This is a genomic window from Microbulbifer sp. MKSA007 (genome assembly GCA_032615215.1).
Classification (GTDB): domain Bacteria; phylum Pseudomonadota; class Gammaproteobacteria; order Pseudomonadales; family Cellvibrionaceae; genus Microbulbifer.
This window is the reverse complement of record CP128433.1, coordinates 2,122,721-2,145,366: the sequence shown is the minus strand read 5'-3', so window position 1 is coordinate 2,145,366 and position 22,646 is coordinate 2,122,721. Positions and strand designations below refer to the sequence as shown.

Here is a 22,646-nt window from a genome sequence, read left to right as displayed (position 1 = left end):
AGTTTGTAAAACCACCCTGCTACCCAGCCAGGGGGGCTGAGGCCTCAAGCGTCTCATCCCCCCGCTCTACGGCGCGACGGAAAAAGAACAGGGTAATCAGAATCACTGTGATGGGTACCAAGGATAAGTAGAAAGCCACCTGGCCATCAAAGGCCTCGAAAACCGACCCGGTAATCAGTGAGCCAGTTGTACCGCCCAGCGCAGAAAAAATCACCAGTAAACCTGTCATTGCAGAGTGCTGGTGGGTGGGCAAGGAACTGAGCATCACAGAATTGATAGCTGGATACACAGGTGCCATAAACAAGCCAATCAGCGGTAAAACAAAAGCCGCCACTGGAGCACTGAGCCAGTTTACATCGGGATTCGCCACAATATTACTCGCCAGGGGCAGGCTAACGACCACCAGTAATCCCATCGCAACTAAGCACACATTCAGCATCGGGTACCAGTGTACTTTGCGCATCATCACACCGGCACCAAGTCGCCCCAACGCCAGCCCTGCGGCAAAGATACTTGCAGCCTGAACACTCATTGCAGCCGGCAGCTTAAGAATTTCATTATTAAAGGTCGGCAACCAACTTCCTATCCCCTGCTCAATCAATACATAGAAAAATACGGAGATCACGTAGATGTATACCAGAGGTTTGGCCATCAACTTTATCATCGCGATAAAGTCCTGTTTCGGGCTAGCCTCTTCGATTCGCGCCCCGGATTCATCAAGCTCTGTGCACCAGAGCAATACAAATGCAATCACACAGACCACCGCCAGCACCCAATACACATTGAGCCAGGCAGTCGACCCTTGGTTCGATGAATCAATAAAAGCGCTAAACAGCCAGTAGCCACTGAGAACTCCCACCATAAACACCCCCTCCAGGGTGTTTAGAAGGCTCGCATGTGCGCTGCGGCCCTGCGCTAACAATCCCACGGTGGAGTATGCGGCAACCTTTACCAATGCGAACGCAACACCCACGGACAAGAACAGTAACTTCGCCGTCCAAAACCCGGGTAACAGGGGCATAGCTGTACAAGCCAGGGTGACGATTGCCAACCCCGCCAGCATCGCCCGCTTAAACCCCAATCGGGGAAGCTGGGAAGCAATCAGGAAAGACACTATACCGATGGGGATATCCTTGAACCCCTCCAGCACACTCGCAGCAGATTTACTCACCCCATAGGTATTGATTACCTGCAGGATCACAGTACCCACGCTGTTCAACAAAATGGCAAAGACAAAGTAGATAGTGAATAGAGATAGGAGTATGCGCTGATTCTTCATAGTGGATTCTATCTGGCTCTGTGGTTTAGGCAGTCAGCCGTACCAACCTGTTATTGTACATTTTTTACCCAGACTTTGTGGAGAAAGGCGACTTCTCCCAGATGCCTGAAGATACCCAGTATGTATCAGTCAGACAAAAATTTGCAATCGTTTGCATAAAAACCAATAAAAATTTGGGAATGCCTTATGCCGATCAGTCACAAAACAACTGGCAATTGACCCAGGAAAAGAAAATAACCATTATTTTTCAGTAGCTTACAGACTTTTCGGAGATGAAAATCAGGTCTATCTTCTAGTATCAGTCAGGCTTAACCCCAGACTTGCAATCGATTGCAAAAAGACATCAACTACGGATAGACTGAATGCCAGTTGCCGAAGGCCCAGCAGGCCCGGCCCTAGGACCCAATCTCCAATCCAGTGAAAGTGGTATGAAGCAAAAACAACAAATCAAACACAAGATCCACCCCTGGGACTTGGTGGAGGACACCTTCCAGCCCGAAGATTACAGCCTCAATGCCACCCTATTCTCCCTCGGTAATGGCTATATCGGCTTACGCGGTACCTTTGAGGAGGGTTTCGATCCAGAACCCTTCACGGATGGTTGTTACCTGAATGGAGTCTACGCCAGCGAACCTATCACCTATGGTGAGTCTGCTTATGGCTACGCGCGCAACAACCAGAGGATGTTGACGGTTCCCGACGGCAAGACCATTTATATCAGCTTGGATGGAGAACGCTTTAGTCTCGCCCAAGGCGAGCTGCTCAACTACGAGCGTCGCCTGGACATGGCCGCGGGGATCAGCGAGAGAAAACTCACTTGGCGCTCCCCAAAAGGAAAAACCATTGAACTCAAAGTGCAGCGCCTGGTTTCCCTCAGTGAGAAAAACCTGTTAGCTCTGCAACTGGAACTCACACCCATCAATTTTGACGGAGAGGTACACCTGCAATCCTGCCTTGATGGTGACCTTGCCCAAGCAGAACGCAGTGAGGACCCACGCCTAGCCTCCCCTATTGACCGGGGAGATATCGAATGGCTGGAAAATACAGCTGAAGATGGTTATTTAGCCCTGCCTCTATCCGTTAAGAGCAGTGGCTTCTCTATACGATGCGCAGCCCTGCACCTTTGTGAGAGTGACAGCGATTACACGTCCAATAACCTCCGCAGTGAAGACTGCGTCTCGGTTGACTATCGCTTTGCTGCCCGCCGCAACACCCCTATTCGCCTAACCAAGTACGTCGCTTACTTTGCACAGCAAAATGCTGAGCCGATATCAGCAGGCGAATTGCATCATTACCTGGAGCGCTGTGCGGCTAAAAGTTTTGCGGACCATATCGAAACCCAGCGTATACAAATGGACAATTTCTGGCTTGAGTCCGATATTCAGGTCAGTGGAAATGATGCCCTGCAGCAGGGAATACGTTTCAACCAGTACCACTTGTTCCAATCCCTAGGTCGGGATGGCAATACCAATATTGCAGCCAAAGGACTTTCCGGTGACGGCTATGACGGCCACTATTTCTGGGATACAGAAATCTATGTACTACCGTTTTTCCTCTACACCCAACCCGAATTAGCGCGCGGCCTACTGGAATACCGCTACTCAATCCTCGATGCCGCACGAAAAAGAGCGAGGGAGATGTCGATTCAAAAGGGAGCACTGTTTCCCTGGCGCACCATCGGCGGTGAGGAGTGCTCAGCCTATTACCCGGCAGGCACTGCGCAATACCATATCAATGCGGATATTGCCTACGCCGTACGACATTACTGCCGGGTTACCGGTGATGTCGATTTTCTGCGCAACAAGGGCGCAGAAGTCGTGATAGAAGGCGCTCGTATGTGGTTGGAGATTGGCCACTTCAACGCACTTCGCGACAACCAGTTCTGTATCAATGAGGTTACCGGACCAGACGAATACACCGCCCTGGTTGACAATAATTTCTACACAAACCTGATGGCCAAGGCCCATCTTGAATATGCTGTTGAAGTATTACAGTGGTTAAAATCATTCGATCCTGCAGCGTGCGATGAGTTAACCCAGCGTATTCAACTCGGCAAACAGGAAATTGATAACTGGGCCAAGGCCGCAGAAAGCATGTATCTGCCCTACGATGAAAAGCAGGGTATACATTCTCAGGACGATAGTTTTCTAAACAAACCCCGCTGGAATATTGCCGAAACGCCAGCCGATCAATTCCCGCTGTTACTTCACTATCATCCCCTGGTGATCTATCGACACCAAGTTTGTAAGCAGGCGGATGTCGTTCTTGGCCTGTTACTGGAAAGTTCAGAGTTTTCAATTGAGCAGAAGCGTCGGGATTTCGACTTCTATGAACCGCTCACCACGCACGATTCCACTTTATCCGCTTGTATTCACAGCATTATTGCCAGTGAAGTTGGGTATCCGGATAAAGCGCTGAACTACTTCCAGCAAGTTGCGCGAATGGATCTGGATAACCACCACAACAATACCCAGCACGGTATACACACTGCCTGTATGGGGGGCACCTGGATGTGTATGGTCCAGGGATTTGCTGGCATGCGGCTGCACGGCAATGAACTCAACTTCAATCCATATCTGCCCAATGGAATGGACGGCTATCGTTTCCGGTTGCAATTCCGTGGCCGCACGATCGCAGTCGATGTCGATTCTTACAGCGCCAGGTACACCTTGGTGAAAGGTGAAGCGCTCAGTCTTCATCACGGCAAGCAAATTCTATTCCTGGAGACACCAGGGCAAACAGAAACCATTCAAATAGCACCGATGGAGGAGGTATCCTGATGATCTATCGTGCAGCAATTTTTGATCTCGACGGCGTTATTGCAGACACCGCACGTCTCCACCTGATCGCATGGCAACAGCTGGCTGAAGGGCTCAACCTTCCCTGGACAGCGGATACTGAAGAGCGCTTAAAGGGCCTGGAAAGAATGGCTTCTCTTGAGGTGATTCTCGGGGAAAAAAGCAGCAATTACACTGAAGAAGCAAAAATCGCACTGGCTGCTAGAAAAAACAGCCGCTACCAGGAATTAATTCGCAGCCTCTCTCCCGCAGACTTGTTACCGGGCGCCGGTAAACTGCTCGCATGGTTAAATTCTCAGCATATTCCGGTTGGCCTCGCCTCAGCGAGTAAAAACGCGCCGGCGGTATTGGAAGCCCTGGGAATATCCCGTTACTTTTCTGTTATTGCAGACCCAGAAAAATCTGCACCTAAACCTGCACCAGATATATTCCTAGCCGCCGCCAAAGGTCTAGGAATTGATCCAGAGTTTTGCATTGCTTTTGAGGATGCGCTCGCAGGAGTCAGTGCAATTAAGTCCGCTGATGGTATGACGGCTGTAGGCATAGGCAGCCCAGATGTCCTTAAAGATGCTGACTACACCCTGGCAACCCTATTGGAATTTACACCAAATGACTTTTTCTTATCTGTACTAGCAGAGTCCGGCATTCGTCAAAATATGAATATCGATAAACGACCCAACGAAAAAATAGATTAGAACCCTATGGCTCTACCATGCAAGCAGCAAGACTCCAATATATAACGAACCTCTAAATGAGCTAATCACGTCTATATCACACCGGATAATCCCGGTGTGATATTTTAGCAATCGGCCAAGGCTTATATTAATATCCGCGCACCCTTTCACCAAACATCAGTCAAAAGAATAAGATTTCGCTGGCCTTCTAGGGAATAATTTTACGGCTCATTGATCAATACAGGCCCCTTCTATATTATCAGCCGTATTGCCAAACCAGGTATTAAGGCAGGGGAAGGGATTAGTATCCTCAAGATCGGTAGAGTTGTTATCAGTTGCTATATTGCCAATAATTACATTTCCGAATTGGCTATCCGGATCAAAAAAAGCAGATGGGAATGGCGAACTTAGCCAACGATATACCTACCGCAGTGCCGGGAATAGGATCTGTAAAACCAGTGAGTTCAACCGTATTTTGAGCAATGAAATTACCATTGCTACATATTTCCATACCATAATCACTAAAACCGGTTATCTTATTAGATATTACGGTCGAATTATCTGCCCCGAGATCAAAAAAGATACCACTTTCCCCGAATCCATCTGAACTAACAATCTCGTTATTTATCACCGTTGAGTTACTGCCTCTAATAAACACACCTTCACCACCAATTGGTACATCAATAATCGAACCAGACAGCGTATTGTTGTCCGAGTCGAGGAAAACCCCTTCTCCAAAAACCTCACTAAATGTTATACCCGTAATTGTGTGGCTACCGGAACCTGCTGCAATGACTCCTGTACCACATTCATCCAATGTACCTCCTGATGCACCTCCAGATAATACAGCTCCTGTACCTTCAAGAATGACACCTGCCCCTCCTTCACAATCAAACGTAAATCCATTCAAGTTCAGGCTTCCTGTAGGGCCAGTTACTATTACACCGGAATTACAAGAAAAGTTCTCAGTTAACACCTCTGGAGTTGTAATATTACCGCCACACACTATATCTGCATTTACACTTCCAGAGATTACTAACGCACTACCGAAAAATAGATAAGAATATAGTTTAGACTGCGTTCCTTCCTGCCAAATATTCATAATGAACTCCTAAAATAGTATTGTACCCCCCTAATAAAACTGTTTAGCTATTGATTACTACTCACCACCACAGCCAATTGCCACTTAAATCCGAGCTACCGGTCAGCCCAGCAACTGTTAACCCAATCAAATTACAATTGAGATCCTTACTTATTATTTCTGTACTCGCAATGGTATCAGCGTACACATCATCGGCATTTACATTATGCGAAAGAGCTGAAGTAAACCCAATAACAATTTTTAGTCATAACCATTATGCCCAGGTAATAAAAATCCTTGAAATCAGAAAAAAGAATATTGGGATACATTTTGAGCCCAAAGAGTGAAATATCCATAGGAAAATATTCTCAATAGCTCTGGCATGTAAAAGGTAATGGCATAGAGAAGCTTGGGCAAGTAAAATAATCAAAACTCGTGCATAGACGTGAAGTGAAAAGCTTAAAATAGACTCCATAAAATTTACGCCAAAATATCCATCAATAGTAAAGCGTAACTACAGCTTAAACTTTAGGCTTAACGAATGAAGCGACTCAAACAACTATCTATCTCACACAGTTGTTTTGCTACAGGATCATCAACCTTGATTAAATTGAAATCCGAAAATTCAAACCCCGGGCCTACCGAACATCCGACCAAAACAGAACTCCCAATTGGCTCAGCAGCCTGCCAGGCACCAGCAGGAACAACATGACAAAATATATTATTCTTTGCGGAAATCTCAGTCCTTTGCAAACAGCTATCCCCCTCAGTCCAAATATAGAGATATAAGCCTTCCCCCCTATATAAATTCCAAACCTCATCAGATTCGACCCGGTGAAACCTAGATACTTCATCTTTCTGTAAGGAAAAGTAAATATGCGTCAATGCGCTTCGCTTCTGCCCATCCTCCCTTGTTACTATTGAGCTCGACTTAAACACCTGAAGAAATTTCCCGCCTTCAGGATGATCAATTAAGTTATCAGGCTTCATGGATTAATCAGCACCTTGTAATCAGAGTTAGAAACATGTCTGATACTACATTACCACATAATGTATCAGTGAAATTTAATCCTTATAGACAACAAGCAAATAGTTGAGCGGATACGAATTGAACACAGGCTCACCCAGTTTACTTTAAGGTGAGCCTTGCAAAAAGCCTTAATTTAAACAACTGGGATTAGCAGTAGTAAAAGTGTTTCCACGCCAGACATTAATATTACTACATGCATTTGCATTTAGATCCTCCAAGTCAAAATCAGTATTTCCCTTGGATGTGTTGTTGAGAATAAAGTTAAAAAACTGATTAGCTGCTTCCATATAGATACCCACTGAACCATTCATCTCAGAGGTGTTCTGGCTATAATTCCCAAAGTTGGAATCAGCAATATAGATCCCATATCGATTATTATCATATATATAATTTTGGGCTAAACTTGGAGCATCACCATCCAACTGAATCCCATCTAGTAAGTTACTTTCGATAATATTTGAGATCAAGGTATTTCTTAGCCCCGTAACTAATATGCCAGTATTACCATTACCATTAGCACTTGAATTAGTAATTAGATTGAAGTCGCTCGATACCGCCAACCCTACAAAGTCATTATTGTTAGCAGAAATATTGGTTACATTATGAAATCCATCACCAGCCAATCTAACGCCCGTCTGGCAGAATGATATAGTACCTGCGCCCTCCAAATACCCCACAAGACCGACAACATCTATGCCTATTGCAGAATTATTGTCACAAGTAATGGTATGACCATTCATATCCAGGCCACCAGTTGGGCCAACAATGGTTATCGCGATATTATCTGTACATACCAAATCATCATCCAAAACTTCTCGGGTGTTAATGGTATCACCACAATCAACCGCCGATGCAAGCCCGGATATCAGCAAGCAAAAAGCACCTGCAAATATAGATAAAGCACACTTCATACCTTGTAATTGCCATATAGCCATCTTACTACCCTCTATAAAATCAGTTAATAATGACCTTCTCCTGAACAGAGTGTGATCCAGCTTGCTAAAAGGGCTATAAGAAATTTCTCTTAAAGAAATGGCAACTAAGTACGGAATCTAAACATCTGTGAATGGTAAATAGTGGCTATCTACGCCAATTAGACAAAACGCAAGAAAGCAGTGTTGGATATGAAGCCAGTGGGCCTTTACATGGGAAGTTTAAGGGGGCGGTACTCATTACCCTCCTTTTCCCTCCCTTAAAAAAGGCTCTGCACAAATCTACCGCTAGCCTGATTACTGTTATTGCTCTTTATCTCAAGTAACTTTGACACCTTTAATAGTATAAATTAGCGGAATCTCATGTCCTTTAAAAAACAGGTAGTATTTCCCCTTCTCACGCTCCTCCATGCCATCAAAACAGTTGTAAGGGCTATACGGGTATTCTTTTAGTTGAGTGATTTGAATACCATATTTTAATAATGCACTCACAACATCGCTAATCGGATGTGACCAGGTGGCTAGGGTAGACTTGCCACCCCGATCATTCTCTGTATAGGTACCCTGCTCTTCAATATCTGGATCGGCTCGATGAAAGTATGTGTAACCAGAGAAAATATCATAAAATGGATGAAATTCTGCGATGTAGAAAGTCCCCCCGGCTTTAAGCATTGAGCAACAACTGATGCCCACCGCTCGATATCCGGCAACCAACAGAGTGCACCGTAGGAAGTAAAGACGATATCAAATTCTTTATTATTTGACTCTCCAAAACTGTAGATATCATTGCAGATAAACTCTCCATGTAAACCTGAACGGTCAGAAAGAGCCTGTGCTTCAGTAATGGCTACAGAAGAAATATCAACTCCCGTCACCTTCGCCCCCAATCGAGCCCAAGATAAGGTATCCAAGCCAAAGTGACACTGTAAGTGAAGTAAACTTTTTCCAGACACATTACCTATATCTGAAAGCTCAAATTCATTTAAAGTAGATTTTCCGCTTAGAAATCCATCAATATTATAAAATTCAGACTTCACATGAATACGGGTGCGGCTATCCCAGGAGTGTCGGTTAATTTCAAAAAAATCCATGGCTCACCTTCTAATTACTTATATTTATCGATTCTATTTAATTATCAAGGGTAAGAAATTTAAATTTACTTGTAAGTCCTATTCCGTTATGCCTCAAGTTCAAGAAAACTAAGATTGCCAATCATTCTAACTATATATTTACAGTAATGCTTCAGCTACAAAAGGCTCTATTGAACTCAATTGCAAGTACAGATCATGCTTTACTACAAAGCAGACTGATAATTTTTGAGAGAAGCCCTAAATGGGGACAATAGAAGGTAGAATCCTTAATCTACGATTGATTATCCTCATCATATCTTAGGCGCGCTTTACGAATCTCGGGATGATGTTCATCTGCCCAAGAGACTAACTTCCACACAGCTGCAGATAACCCCCTTCCCAGGTCAGTTAATTCATACTCCACTTTAACTGGAACCTGCGCAAAGACAGAACGGAGTACAAAACCATCGCGCTCTAAGTCACGCAGGGTTTGCGTCAACATTCGCTGTGAAATCCCTTCAATACGCGACTTTAGGGAGTTGAAGCGATCTGGACCATCAACAAGGGCAAACAATATCAGGATGGACCACTTGTCACCAATTTGAGCTACTACATTACGAACGGGACATTCATCATCATTCACAAACACGCGCCTCTCACTATTTTTATTCTGCGTCCCCACCCTTCCACTCCATAGGTTATCAAAAAGTAACTTAACCACTTAATAGTGCCTTATTGGCAACCAACTCTCAAGTGAGTAACCTAGTATAAATAAGTAACTTAACCCGAAATCACCTATAGACCCATATAGATATATACCCTGTTATGACCCAAGCTCTCTTAGACAAGGCCCTAACCCAATACGCCTCCAATAGACCCTCAACCGCTGACGATATATTTACACCGCAGTTTGTCTCTGTAGGGAAATTTAACATTCGCTTTCTACGCAAGGAAAAACCTCAGGCTCCCAGCCTACTACTGCTGAATGGTCTACCCCAAAGTATTCGCATGTGGGAGTCATCCATTGAAGCATTTAGTGAAAAGTTTGATGTGCTAGCCTTTGATATCCCAGGATTTGGCTTATCAAAAGCGGAGGAAGGAGATATGTCTCCGAGCAGCCTGAGCGAAGCCCTTGTTCAAATAATGAACCATTTTGGCATCAAGCAGGCCCACCTGGTAGGGCCGGATGTGGGTGTGCCTATTGCTTTAGCGGCCGTTATTAACCACCCTCAACGATTCTTGAGTCTCAATATCTTTGACGGCCCAGGCACCTTCCCTCCAAAACTCTCTCCTATTCTTATGGCCGTTGTCAGATCCCGAATGGTTCGCTGGATAGCAAAAGGCTTAAACAAGAAGTCAGTAATGAAAACCAACTTCCTGACTGCCGTCAAAGACGGCTATCACAACTACAAACCCAGCAAACGAGCTATCCAAGAGTACTATGACATAGCCTTTGATAATGACAGTCACAAGTGCGCCATCAGTTTCTTTGGAAGCTATTCGAAAGAGCTTCCATGGATTGAGAGAAAACTAAATGGTATTAATGTTCCGACATTGATCACTTGGGGCAAGAGAGATCCATTTGTTTTAGTGGATAATGCGACTGCCTTATCCAAGCATATCCCCAATAGTAAGCTAGTTATATTTGATAACGCATCTCACTTCTCATCGGAAGATGCTGGACAAGAGTATGTTGACTTGATAATCAATTGGGTAGATGGCGGCTTCCTTGAGCATCGTGACGCATGAGTTTTTAAATATTCTAAGAACAGATACCTAATCACTAACTGAATTCAAGGTGGCGTTAAACAATTTCGCCACCGATATATTAATGGGGCTCAACTACCATCATTAGAGCGCCCTTTATCAAATTGGTTTTTTAACTCATTAACTTTGACTCTGATTCAGCATCATCCTTCCCCTTTTTGGCCTTAATCTGTGAATCACCAATCAATGCGCGGCCTAGGTCTGAAGCATAAAATCCCGCAGCCAATATTACGAAGGCGCCAAATAATGTATTTCCATCAGGCAGATCTCCGAAGATTACAAAGCCAATAACAATAGCCCAAAATAGTAAAGCGTAACTAAAGGGCTGCAAAATAGAAGCTGGAGTAAGTGCCAGTGCCTTAATCAGTAAATAGTGGCCCATTGCACCTAAGAGCCCATTTAAAATCAACAATTGCCACCCTGATACTGTCGGCTCTACCCAATAAAATGGTGCTAAGCTTCCAAAAATAATAAGACCCATGGTCGCGGTATAGAAAACGGTTGTATCGGCACTATCAAAGTGTGAAACACGGCGTGAAAGCACTTGATATGCGGCCCATAGGATAGCTCCCAAGATGGGGATCAAGGTTTGCCAACCCATCATTCCCATTCCAGGCCTAATGATAATAAGGGCACCTATAAATCCAGCCGCAACACTTACCCAGCTCCTTGTATCTATCCTCTCCCCTAAAAACCATCCAGCCATTAATATTGCGAATAATGGAGCGGTCGCAGCTATAGCATGCACATCAGCCAAAGACATCATACTAAAAGCAAAAATAAATACTGACACCTCAAGAGCGAGAACAATAGAGCGAGCTAATTGAGTGCCAAATATTTCACTTCGTACTATATCCAAGCTCCCTTTGAGTCTTGCCAAGCTTATAACGATGAAGAAAAATATCGCGAAACGAATCGCCATTATTTGAACAATAGAATAGTTCTGGATGAGTAGCTTACCTGTTGCATCCATACCAGCCAAACAGAGCATTGCCAAAATAGTCAGAATAATTCCACGACTGTCTTTAAACTTCACTTTAAACTCTCTAATAAAGACTACAGATTCTATTGAAGTGTGACATTTCTAATATGCATACCAAGTTTATCGTCCCAATACCCTACTGTAATTTTATGCTGGTACTACCCTATTACCCCCTCCCTCTTATATATCCCCCAAAGAACCTTCTACCTGCACAGCTCTAAGCTGAGTATTTTGAGTATTCATTTCGCTGAGAAAGACTGAGTTGGTCTCTTCTGCTAACTTAACGGCTCGATCTGAAGCCCCCATTGCACTCTTTAGTTTTCCGCCCAACTTATAGGCAGTTGCCAAACTATCCCACAAAATCTCAGAATCGGGGAATTCCCTAGCTCCCTGCTCTAGGATCTCAATCCCCCAATCAGTCTTACCTTCATAGGCCGCTTTAAGCCCATAGACATTATATTGATGTGCAGAAAGTTGAAATAAATAGCCATACTCATCAACTTTAGAACTATAAAACTCTTTTAATTCATTTAAAGACATAACATCAATTTCAGGCACAGCATTCCAATCGGAGAAAACTGCTTGCAACCCTTTTGCATTGCCTACTAAGGGTGTACTGTCATGTGTTTCATTGGGGAATCGCGCATAAGAGAAATGCAATCCTGATCTTGGCATATCGTTTAATGCTTGAAGCATACCGTCAAAAGCCGCTGGCATTTCATTTGGCTCATTTGCCATGCTCAGAAACCATCTAAAAGGCTTATTCTCCTTTCTTGCATGGCTACCCTTATACTCATCTATAAGAGATGAATCGTCCCACCATAAACTGGGACTAATTGAAATTGCTGCATCAAACATAGATTCATTATTAATTGCCAAGTAACTAGTATATAGCCCAGAAAGTGAGTGACCTGAGATAATAGAATATGGAGAAATTCGATATTTCTTACTCAAGATTCCTGAGAATTCGTCTTCCAAGAATTTTGTTAGTTTGTCAGCCTTGCCTGAGCGCCCCGCGTAGGCTTCGGGCTCAGTGGGAGTAAAATATGCGAGCCGATCCTGAGTGCTGATACCGACCACTATCATTTCAGGTATAACGGCATAGGTACTATAAAAATGAACACTAGACGCCATATGATTAAATTGCGTTGAGCCATCCAATATCACTAGTAGAGGATAAGAAAAACTCTTAGAATGGTGATAGGTATCCGGTAAAGATACCCGAGCTGTAACCTCCTCTCCCAGGATCTCTGAATCTATACGGAAATGTGCTACCTCCCCTAGGACATTAACCGAAAAGAACAAAAATAAAACAAATATACTTCTCATTCAAATACCCTTTCATTACAACTCAACTTACCGGCCCACAGTTTCTAACTCTGTCTTATCATTCAGAGTAATCGTGAGTGAATACCGGAAGATTATCGCTAATACTACACCAAGAGGGCATCTCACTAACCCACATGTGACCAGATATATTAACTTCAGGATTATCATCAAGTAATCCCAGACGAATCCGGCAAAGATTAGATTGGGATTCTACCTCAACAAAAACCGGGGCAAAACAAGTGGGACAATAGTGCCGAGTTTTTCCTGGTTTAGAAATATATTGCAAAAGCTTCTGGGGAGAACTAATAATCTTAAACTGACTCTTATTCACCAATGCTACCACTGAATAATCAGCCCCACTTAGCTTTCTACATGTTTCACAATAACACTTGCGAACATCCAGTGATTTCTCATTAACTACAAATTGAACACTTTTACAGTGGCAACTACCATTGATCATATTAAACCCCAACTCAAAATAATGGCTTAAGGTATCTATTCGAGCTGTGCAGATTACCATTAACCTTATAAAAGGTAATAGTTATCGATAAAAGCCCCATTTTGAGCACACTGAAGTTTGATAACAAGACTACGGTAAACAGAGCCCCAGTAGTAAATTAGCTATGAAAGATGAGAGCAACCTAAACCTCTTAGGCTGCACAGGAGTAAAGCGCCGGGATCTAACTTATCCCGGCACTAGTACGCTCTTAATTTTCAGTTACTGTAGAGGAAAGCTTGAAGTGGTTGAGAGCCTTTTCAGCAATTTCTTTACCATATTCCTGCACAAAGTGGCCCGCCTCCGCTAGTTTGAGAGGCTCGGGGCAGTTTTTGATGGTTCCCCTCAGCAACTCCATCACTTTCTCACCAAGCACAAAGTCCCTCATTCCAATCGCCATAAAGCTCTCACCACCCCAGCTCCTAGACCAGAATTCTCGAGCCCTTACCCCTAGCTCTGCTCCCTCCATATCAGGATCAACCGGTACAATTGACGGGAATCGACGAACGCCAGCCTTATAGCGATTGTCTGGAAAAGGCGCATCATAGGCTACTATATCGAATAAATTGACCTCAGATTGAGCATCATTGGCAATGAGTCCTCCCACAGGGATTTCAGGTACATTGACAGAGAAGTTCCGCCAGTGGTAGAACCCCTCAGATGCACCATCCCCTGCTGCGATAGCCGTATTCATTACCAGTAATCGGGTAAATCTATCCGGCATATCCATTGGAAGTGTCAATCCCAGAAGTCCACCCCAATCCTGACAAACCAGCGTAATATTCTTAAGGTCCAAATGCTCAATCAAACGCATCAGGCTGTTACGATGGAAGTTAAAAGTGTACACATCTTCATTGACGGGCTTATCTGAGCGACCAAACCCAAACAAATCTGGAGCAATTACCCGGTGTCCTGCCTCAACAAAAACTGGGATCATTTTTCGATATAAGTAACCCCAACTGGGCTCCCCATGGAGACAAAGAAAGGTGGTATCCGAGTCCTGCTCCCCCTCATCGATATATGCCATACGCATAGAATCATAGCCTTCCAGGCTATCAATATAGTGGGGAGTATACGGAAAACCCGGTAGTAAAGAAAAGCGCTCCTCAGGAGTTCTCAATCGTTCAATAGACATCGGCAACCCTCTTTTAGTTGAAAGTTAAGTTAACGCCTTGCTTCTGAAAAGCTAGATCAGTGGGAATCCAGAGATCATCCATTGTGGCGCTTTTATCGGTGCTTCAAATCTGAAAAGGTAACTGTAGAAAAATACCTATTATCCTACTAGATAATAAGGATAAATATGCTCCTAAAACATGGCATGATCTCTAATTTTTACATTTAGAAACCTTATTAGGCGCCAGATCACTTAAATTACCTCATAATGCCAATTTGGCAAGTCTGAAACCATTGGGCTAAGTACAACCGACCCTGTCAAAGCCGATTAATCAAACCTCTTACCATTAAAAACATGTTAGATGTATTGAAATACCCATCTGGATGTAAGCTGTCTACCAGCAATATATCTCAATTATCAGTGAACAGGAATTGAGCCTAGGAGAAATTAGGCTACAAAAATCACTGGGATGCATATATCACTGTAAGAACAATATCTCTCATGACTACGAATCATGGACAACACCTCAATACACTTTACCAAAGCCCGCCAAGATCCAGCCCCTTTTCACTGGAGAATCCATTTCTACTTCCCTGGCGAACAGGGTTTTGGGTGCTGACTCCATGATTTTAAACCCCCTATTATCAACATAAGTAACTATAGCAACATGGGCAATATATCCTTTTTCAATCTTTCTATAAAAAACCAAATCCCCCAACTGCGGCTTATAAGATGCTGGTTTCAAAGATTGAATTGACTGGAAATAGGAATATAGATTTCTTGCTCGGCGATGGAAAAATGGATTCTCTGGATTATTACCATTTCGAGTATCATAAAAATTTGGATTTTTTACAAAACTATCTCTCAATAAGACCTGAAATGAATATCCAGCCATTCCGTAAGCGATATTAGGTACATCACTACAGACAATAAATCCAAGTTTCCCTCCTATATTATTATACATCCCCATCAGTGGATCATAAGGCGTAAACCAAAGAGAATACGCATTATCGACAACCAGATTAACATTTGGAAGGCCATGATGATTGGTAAAACTTCTTTCCCCCTTATAGGTAGAAAAATAGACGAGCAGTGGTATTGCCAAAACAACAACAAGAAAGCCAATAAATTTTTTCATATTACCAAAAATGTACCAACCCAAAATCACTAATACATATGAAACATTACTAAACTAATAATAGGTGGGGGAAAAGAGTACAGCTAACAAACCCTTACGCCACCTTAATGCCACTTTTTAGTCAGAACGTCAACATACAGCTAGCAATAGGAATTGGGGTAACTGCTCATAACTTAATAGAACTATCTCCCACTGCCAAATTAAATTTGTATATGAACATTAAGGTTTCACACCTGCAATGACCTTAGGGCTCTCAACCTCGACTCTAATTTCGCTTCATGAAAGCAGTTTAACCACATACTTTATTGGGGAGCCTCCGGAAGGATTTGGGTTAGACCACAAAGATCGAAGCTCCATTATTTGTATGGATTTGAAAATAGATTGTAGTTAAATTTTTCAGGCAATAAAAAAGCCGCACACTGGAGAAGTGTGCGGCAAAGCTTGGAAGCCTATGGGAGAGGCATGAGGTTAAAAATCGTACGCGAAGCTAAGCTTGATATTGCGCGGTAAGATATAGCGGACATTAGACGCTAGCGGATCGCGGGGATCACCTTCGGTGATACCATCTTCATCAGTTAAGTTGTCCACAGCCAACTGGACAGTAATATCATTGATATAAGCCACCGCACCCAGGTCAACTTTTGTATAGGCTGGCAAAGTTACTTCATTGTTGCTTCCATTAAAGCGATCACCCACCCGACTGATATCGGTATACACAGCCATATCAATGTCATTCAGTGTGAAATCATAATTCTGGCTCAGGCGCACCTGGTATTCAGGCTGACGCATAACCTGGTTGCCTTCATATTCACCACTCGTGATTTCTGGCTTTTGCAGGGTAGTATTTAACCCAAAGGTGAAATCTCCCCAGTGAACTTTACCGTCCAATTCGAGACCAAGCGCCTCTGTCTCCAAACGAGTACAGGTACTGCTGCCGATGATACAGTCAGGCATACCCTGGGTTTCGTTGTAGAACAGCGTCGCAAAGAGGGAGTAATCTTGCTCCTGTAATTTATAACCCAGTTCGTATTGCTCAATGTCGATCACAAGATCAGACCCAGCAATGAAGCTGTCACCAAACTCTCGATAGTTGTCAAAGTCTGCGAATTTATAACCGGAGTTTATACGGAAGAATGTGCCCATATTTTCGGCAAATGCCCAGTCCACTGCCGCAGTGTAGGCAGTACCATTTTCGTCTGCTTTATAGGTGGTAAAATTACCGTCACGTTCGCCATGATCCACGGAGTAATTGGTTTTCCGGTTTGCGGAACGCACTCCCAGATCGAAAGTGAAATCTCCTAAGTAAAACTCGCCGGCAAGGTAAAGCGCGTTTTCACGGGCATCACCCACAGCATCCACATCATATTTCCAGTCACAAGTTGAGATATCGGCGGATGTATTACAGGCAAGGTCTCCTGTGAGCTCAGAGCCATCTGCAGCTCCTGTGATCAGCTCCCCATCTTGACCCAATACATAGTATTTCTGGTTACCCAGGGACCACCATTCATCAACTTCCCAGCTAGAGGTGTAATAACCGGCAGTTACCTTAAAGTTATCCCACTCTTTTGCCAGGCTAATGTCATTTGTCGTAGCCTCGATATCTTTGCGTACTACCCAGGCACCAAACTGTTGTACCACAGTATCGCCACTAAGTTCGTTTCCAGAGGCGGTTACTACTGCTTGGTCAGTAAGAGAATTTAGCGATACGGGCGCACCATTAGGAACAAAACCCAAAGTATCAGCGTTACCTGCGGTAAGTCCAAAGCGTTCGGTGAGACTCCAGCCATCGCCTAGGTCTAGCTCCAGATAAGCACCGGCTACATTACCATTCCACCCGCGCCCTTCGCCCATATCGAAAGTTTCCCAGGTAGTTTCTGAGCCGCCATTACCGTCAGCCTGAGTGATAGGTACAGAAACCTTGCGATTACTGGGGCCTACCTGGGTGTAATCTGTTTCCAGGAATGCAGCATTGGGCAAATACCAGGTACCAGTATCTTTTGTATCCCGGATGTAAAAACCCGCTTTGCCGTTATCCATCTCTTTGGTGATGTGCAGGGTAAATTGATGCCCTTCTTCCGCATCAAAACCCGCATCGCGAATACCCGGGGAGGAAGATACGTAGCCCCCGATCATGTAATAAACATCATCTGCGAGCTTACCAGTCATTAGGGCATCTGTTCGCTGCAGATCATAGTCAGATAAAGTGTACTTAAAGCGCCCCTCAGTCTCTTCAGTACCTTCTTTTAAGATAAAGTTGGTAGTCAGACCTGGCTGGCCATTGGAGAAAACTGGATTGGGTCCACCGCGCAGAGCTTCCACTCGCTGAATAGTTTCATCGACACGAAATAGAGAAGAGTTTTCTAAAAATGAGAGTGTTGGCGCTGGATACAGAGGTAATCCATTCATGGATACCGTGACAAAGGGTGCATCACTACCGCCGGGGAAACCGCGAACATCGATATTTGCCCCAGAAACACCGCCAGAGCTCTCAACCCACAGGCCAGGAACGGACTTCAACAGGTCTGCAGTACTTGAAGGAGAGGCTTTGCTAATCTCATCATCACTTAAAGTTGTGATAGAAAAGCTGGCATCCAGCTTACGCATGCCCGCACCGCCTGGGGTGCCCGTTGTGATGACTTCCTCCATCACCATATCGTTTTCAGGGCTAATTTCTTGGGCTGCGGCATAGCCGCAAAGACCAACGGAGAGCGCGGCCATGGATACGGCCTGCGCCAATGGTTTCTTGCTCATCAACTCTTCCCTCTCGTCGTCATTCTTATCTGTTCTGATACTTCGGTGCTATTTTTATAAAGCTTTATGCAATCGATTGCATAAAGAGTTGCTAAACGCTACTTGATGCACCGTGCTTTAACTATAATGCGCAAATGCAATCGATTGCAAATTGAATTAATGGCTAGATTTGAGTGACTAGTCATCCGTTAGACCTTCGCAGATCAAGATTTGAGGGGTAGGGGCAGGTTTTCTGCCATTGGTAGAAGTTCATATTTGGAAACTACACCCGGATGTTCTTAGATTTAGTATGTAGGGCTGTCCAAATGTGGCGCCAAATTATTGACTCTAGAAGCATTCGACGACGAGTGGTTCCATGTAAGTGCCAAGCGGCCAGGAGAGTTATCATGGAAAAAGGCAAGTGCCAACAGGCGGAGCATCATTCACATACCCATAATAGCCACTGTGGCCACACAGCCATTCGCCATGGGGACCATATCTGCTACCTCCATGATGGCCACCTACACCATCCCCACAAAGACCACTACGACGAGCACGTCTTGGAAGTAAGCACCCAAAACCCGGAGGGTTGCCACCCTGTTACAGGGGGCTATGACAGCTCCCATATCCACGGCAAAAACTGTGGCCATGAGCAGGTTCCCCACGGAGATCATGTTGACTATCTGGTTAACGGGCGACTTCACCATGTTCATGGTGATCACTGTGATGATCACGGATCTGTCGACTTGGTGAAAGGTAACTAAAACTTTCCACTTTACTTGATTGGCTGTTGCTGATTTGGGAAATGTCGAACTGTATCGGCCTAAGGCACTTAAAAGGGATAGGGGTGCCCATAGAGCTGAGAAATTCAAGAAACATGCCAGGCTCCCCTCAAGGGTACTCTCCAACCGACCCCTGCAGCCAATGGGCGTCAGTTCAATAAAGCTCGATACTCCAGGTTATATTCTGGCCTGGCACCGCTCTACTTCCTTCATTAGCCACCCCGAAAAAATTCCCGTCACATGCCGTGAAGTATTGCCATGGGTACTGTTCAGAACACCTTTGTGCGAGCTGAAGCTAGTCTTAATAAAAGCTAACTTTACCCCGAAGTAACTTATGCATGACATGAAAAATCAAGGTGGCAGTACGCTCTCTAAAATGTTTTCAGGCGCAGACAATGAACGTAGTCTGGCTGACTTCGATATTTCATTTAGCCAAAAGTGTAAAGTTATTGGGACTGTAATCTTAATAACAGCTTATAAGGTGTTTATTCTCCCCTGGCAAAGGAATAGGCGTCATCATTTGTTTTCCGAACTCGACAAGCTTAAAAACCTGACAGCAAAATTACCCAATCCTCCCCAAAGTGCCGCCACAGGAAGTTGTTTTTTAAGTGACAAAGATCGCCACTTCTTTGAAGAAAATGGTTATCTGCCTCCCTATAGAGTTCTATCCGCGGAAGAAGCACAGGGCTTAATGACTCTAGTACAGGAGGAGTATGACAATGACTTTAACGGCGTTTCCTATATGGGAGATAAAATTAAAGAAATTGCTAAGAAAGAGGGCCGCTGGAATATCGAATATGCCAGTCTATATCAAGCGCTAGAGTTAAAGCCTTTCAGGGACTTAATGAGAAAGCCTGAAATTTCGGAAAAGATTGCAAGCATTTTAGGTGATGAGGTTATTTGCTGGCGCAATCAGTTTTTTGAAAAAAAACCAGGCTCCGATGGGACACCCTGGCACCAAAATGCAACTTTCAGGGAAATGGGGAAATATGCAAAGCTCCAGCCCACAAGAGAAACACCACCTGCGCTCATTCAAGTAAATGCGTGGGTTGCCTTAACTGACACCACAAAAGAAACCGGGTGCCTTAGAATTCTACCCGGATCTTATGCTGACGCGAGAGTAAATTACCTTTACGAATTTCTACAAGACAACAGGATGTTTTACTTATCGCTTCTACCAGCTTCCCCACTGTACCTATACCATTTATGCAAATCTTTTATGTATGGAAGGATTTTTCACAAAGGTGCAGTAGTATTTTTTAGTGCCGCAAAATTGCTAGGTGATCATATTTTTGACGGCTTTGACATCAAAGATCTAGAAATGAAAGCCGGAGAGTGCCTAATATTCTCATCCCTGAACATCCACGCCTCCTACCCAAACACATCAAAAGACAAAACTCGATTTTCATTTGTAGGTCGCTGCACAGCCAATCACGTAAAGGTTGCCCCTTACGGAAAGGATAATTACTCAACTTTAGGCGGACTAATAGAATATACACTCCCAAAGGTTATCAGCTTTCAGATTTATGGCAAAGACACCTATGGCTACAATGGAATATTAGACGATGAGGACAAAACAGAAGAGTAATCCACAATCCGTCATGATCAATATACTCTCTGGTAGTGACGAAAAAAAACTTAGGTAACCTCCCTACCCTTAGGAAAGCACCTAAAGGCCGCAGACTTAGTTATGACAATAATTGCATACAAATTCATAATACCCCCATGACAGAAGAGCAAAAAATAAAAATTATTTTCTAATCTAGATCGGCTTGGAAAGCTCAGCATCTATCTGGCGCACAACTACCACCATTATTTGAAAATTAAACGAAGATGATCGGGCCACTCTTTAAAAAAATGAACTCCTTCCTACCTTCCGTGTATCTCTTCTGAACTGGCGAAAAGCTTAAGGGAATAGCACTGGATGATTTTAAAAACAATTTCCAATTGTAGTGAGGCACCTTGGCGACAAGGTGAAGGCGATTGGTAAAAGAGAGGAACGCTGGACAATTGGATACGCTGAATTATACCAGGCATTGCGGATAAAACCCTTTAGGAACCTCCTACGACCCCCAAAAATTTCAGAGCGATTGGCAACTCTACTAGGATATGAAGTTATATGCTGGCGCAGTCAATTTTTTGATAAAAGCCCCGACATTGAGGGGATGTCTTGGTATCAGAATGCAACCTTTCGAGAGGTCGGTAAATATACAAAATTACGACCGACCATATAAACTTCTCCCACCCTAATTCAACACATCGTTTGGGTTGTGCTCACCGAAAGTACGAAAGATACCAGTTGGCTTAGCATGCTTCCAAAGTCACACACCGATACAAGAACTAGCTACCTCTATAATTATATACAAGACAACAAATTAATATACTTATCACTAGTCCCTGCATCACCCCGCTCCTTATACAGACTTGCCAAGCTATTCCTTTTGCTCAGTACAAGGGAAATTATTGAAGAAGATCTCTTTGGCGACCTGGAAGTAAAAGACCTGGAAGTGAAAGCCGGCGAATGCCTTATTTTCTCACCCCTAATTATGCACACATCCTTTGCAAACACATCAAAAGATAAATCTCGATTTTCGTTTGCCATGAGGTATACAGCTAATCACGTAAAAGTTGCTCCTTATGGCAAAGACAACATTTCAACCATTGAGGGCCTGCTGGAATTCACATTGCAATTTTCAGGTGTTTGGTAAAGATTCTTATGGCTACAATGAAATCCGGGATGATGATGCGTCTACTTCAGAATAGATATTACCCCCTCCTGGTGTGGGCAATTAGCAGTAAAAGCGTTATTTCGGTAAGTTTGGTAATATAGTTTAAAGAAATATAAGTAATGCAGCTTCCTCTCAATACCCTAAACAACTAGTAGCAGCACTAGCTTGAGCAGTCGTCCACACGACACTTTATCTTTAGCACTAAACTGTATATATTTCGACAAATATAGAACTTATGACCAAATCATGATGGAAATCGAAGAAGTAGCCAAATCGCTCAAAGAGCTGGGACACCCAACCCGCTTGTTGATCTACAAAAAAGTAGTCAAAGCCGGACTACCGGGTATTCCTGTAGGCAACATCCAGGAGCAATTAGATATCCCCGGATCAACCCTCTCCCACCATATTTCCAGTCTGATTTCGGCAGGATTAATTTTCCAGCGACGCGAGAGCCGCACCCTCTACTGCGTAGCCGAATATCAGCACTTGACTGAGGTTATTCAGTTTTTACAAGATGAATGCTGCCACGATGATTTCAATACACCGATAAAGTGTCCTGATATCAAGTGTGCGGTACCGGATCAGCACTGAACAATGTCGCTCTTGCTTCGGGCGCCCCCTATCGATGGAGCGTCCGAACTTTCTTCTCTTCACCCCGATGGATACATTTAGGCCCTAAATTCTGCTTCAAGCACCGCTAGAATGACCATTTACA

General features: G+C 43.9%; 19 protein-coding genes. 8 read left to right on the top strand and 11 right to left on the bottom strand.

Annotation, left to right across the window (positions count from 1 at the left end; genetic code table 11):
- Positions 1-19: 19 nt before the first annotated feature.
- Entirely contained in the window at positions 20-1,279 is a 1,260-nt protein-coding gene (locus QT397_12420) for an MFS transporter (GenBank protein ID WNZ58097.1), read from the bottom strand.
- Between the two features lie 101 nt (positions 1,280-1,380).
- Here QT397_12420 and QT397_12415 point away from each other — a divergent pair, with 101 nt between their 5' ends.
- The 3 genes from QT397_12415 (at position 1,381) to pgmB (ending at position 4,772) form a co-directional block, all read left to right on the top strand.
- On the top strand, positions 1,381-1,533 hold the full coding sequence (locus QT397_12415) for a hypothetical protein (GenBank protein ID WNZ58096.1): 153 nt from the start codon (positions 1,381-1,383) through the stop codon (positions 1,531-1,533).
- A gap of 108 nt (positions 1,534-1,641) precedes the next feature.
- Positions 1,642-4,059 carry a glycosyl hydrolase family 65 protein gene (locus QT397_12410; GenBank protein WNZ58095.1) on the top strand — a complete coding sequence of 806 codons (2,418 nt, stop codon included), beginning with the start codon at positions 1,642-1,644 and terminating at the stop codon, positions 4,057-4,059.
- Positions 4,059-4,772, top strand: coding sequence for a beta-phosphoglucomutase (pgmB, locus tag QT397_12405; GenBank protein ID WNZ58094.1), 714 nt, complete (start codon positions 4,059-4,061; stop codon positions 4,770-4,772). Before QT397_12410 ends, pgmB begins: the two co-directional genes overlap by 1 nt.
- Before the next feature lie 358 nt (positions 4,773-5,130).
- Here the strand turns inward: pgmB and QT397_12400 are convergent, their stop codons facing one another.
- The 5 genes from QT397_12400 to QT397_12380 form a co-directional block, all read right to left on the bottom strand.
- Entirely contained in the window at positions 5,131-5,853 is a 723-nt protein-coding gene (locus tag QT397_12400; GenBank protein WNZ58093.1) for a right-handed parallel beta-helix repeat-containing protein, read from the bottom strand.
- A 513-nt stretch (positions 5,854-6,366) separates the two neighbouring features.
- A complete protein-coding gene (locus QT397_12395) occupies positions 6,367-6,822 on the bottom strand; it encodes a cupin domain-containing protein (protein WNZ58092.1) in 456 nt (151 codons plus the stop codon).
- Between the two features lie 168 nt (positions 6,823-6,990).
- On the bottom strand, positions 6,991-7,797 hold the full coding sequence (locus tag QT397_12390; GenBank protein ID WNZ58091.1) for a right-handed parallel beta-helix repeat-containing protein: 807 nt from the start codon (positions 7,795-7,797) through the stop codon (positions 6,991-6,993).
- Between the two features lie 518 nt (positions 7,798-8,315).
- Positions 8,316-8,885 (bottom strand): class I SAM-dependent methyltransferase, encoded by a 570-nt coding sequence (locus tag QT397_12385; protein WNZ58090.1) that lies wholly within the window; start codon positions 8,883-8,885, stop codon positions 8,316-8,318.
- Positions 8,886-9,156: 271 nt separating this feature from the next.
- Complete coding sequence (locus tag QT397_12380; protein ID WNZ58089.1) at positions 9,157-9,507, bottom strand: helix-turn-helix domain-containing protein; 351 nt, start codon at positions 9,505-9,507, stop codon at positions 9,157-9,159.
- 182 nt (positions 9,508-9,689) lie between these two features.
- On the opposite strand from QT397_12380, the gene QT397_12375 reads away from it, so the two are divergent.
- A complete protein-coding gene (locus QT397_12375; protein WNZ58088.1) occupies positions 9,690-10,613 on the top strand; it encodes an alpha/beta hydrolase in 924 nt (307 codons plus the stop codon).
- Positions 10,614-10,743: 130 nt separating this feature from the next.
- Here the strand turns inward: QT397_12375 and QT397_12370 are convergent, their stop codons facing one another.
- The 5 genes from QT397_12370 to QT397_12350 form a co-directional block, all read right to left on the bottom strand.
- A complete protein-coding gene (locus QT397_12370) occupies positions 10,744-11,667 on the bottom strand; it encodes a DMT family transporter (protein WNZ58087.1) in 924 nt (307 codons plus the stop codon).
- Between the two features lie 126 nt (positions 11,668-11,793).
- Positions 11,794-12,942 carry an alpha/beta hydrolase-fold protein gene (locus QT397_12365; GenBank protein ID WNZ58086.1) on the bottom strand — a complete coding sequence of 383 codons (1,149 nt, stop codon included), beginning with the start codon at positions 12,940-12,942 and terminating at the stop codon, positions 11,794-11,796.
- A 707-nt stretch (positions 12,943-13,649) separates the two neighbouring features.
- Positions 13,650-14,573: a haloalkane dehalogenase gene (locus QT397_12360; GenBank protein WNZ58085.1), complete on the bottom strand. Its 924-nt coding sequence runs from the start codon at positions 14,571-14,573 to the stop codon at positions 13,650-13,652.
- A 505-nt stretch (positions 14,574-15,078) separates the two neighbouring features.
- Positions 15,079-15,690, bottom strand: coding sequence for a CHAP domain-containing protein (locus QT397_12355; GenBank protein WNZ58084.1), 612 nt, complete (start codon positions 15,688-15,690; stop codon positions 15,079-15,081).
- Between the two features lie 468 nt (positions 15,691-16,158).
- On the bottom strand, positions 16,159-18,441 hold the full coding sequence (locus QT397_12350) for a TonB-dependent receptor plug domain-containing protein (GenBank protein WNZ58083.1): 2,283 nt from the start codon (positions 18,439-18,441) through the stop codon (positions 16,159-16,161).
- A 386-nt stretch (positions 18,442-18,827) separates the two neighbouring features.
- On the opposite strand from QT397_12350, the gene QT397_12345 reads away from it, so the two are divergent.
- The 4 genes from QT397_12345 (at position 18,828) to QT397_12330 (ending at position 22,522) form a co-directional block, all read left to right on the top strand.
- A complete protein-coding gene (locus QT397_12345) occupies positions 18,828-19,184 on the top strand; it encodes a hypothetical protein (protein ID WNZ58082.1) in 357 nt (118 codons plus the stop codon).
- Positions 19,185-19,536: 352 nt separating this feature from the next.
- Positions 19,537-20,790 (top strand): phytanoyl-CoA dioxygenase family protein, encoded by a 1,254-nt coding sequence (locus QT397_12340; GenBank protein ID WNZ58081.1) that lies wholly within the window; start codon positions 19,537-19,539, stop codon positions 20,788-20,790.
- Between the two features lie 670 nt (positions 20,791-21,460).
- Positions 21,461-21,910: a phytanoyl-CoA dioxygenase family protein gene (locus QT397_12335; GenBank protein ID WNZ58539.1), complete on the top strand. Its 450-nt coding sequence runs from the start codon at positions 21,461-21,463 to the stop codon at positions 21,908-21,910.
- 270 nt (positions 21,911-22,180) lie between these two features.
- Positions 22,181-22,522: a helix-turn-helix transcriptional regulator gene (locus tag QT397_12330; GenBank protein WNZ58538.1), complete on the top strand. Its 342-nt coding sequence runs from the start codon at positions 22,181-22,183 to the stop codon at positions 22,520-22,522.
- The last annotated feature ends 124 nt before the right edge of the window (positions 22,523-22,646 follow it).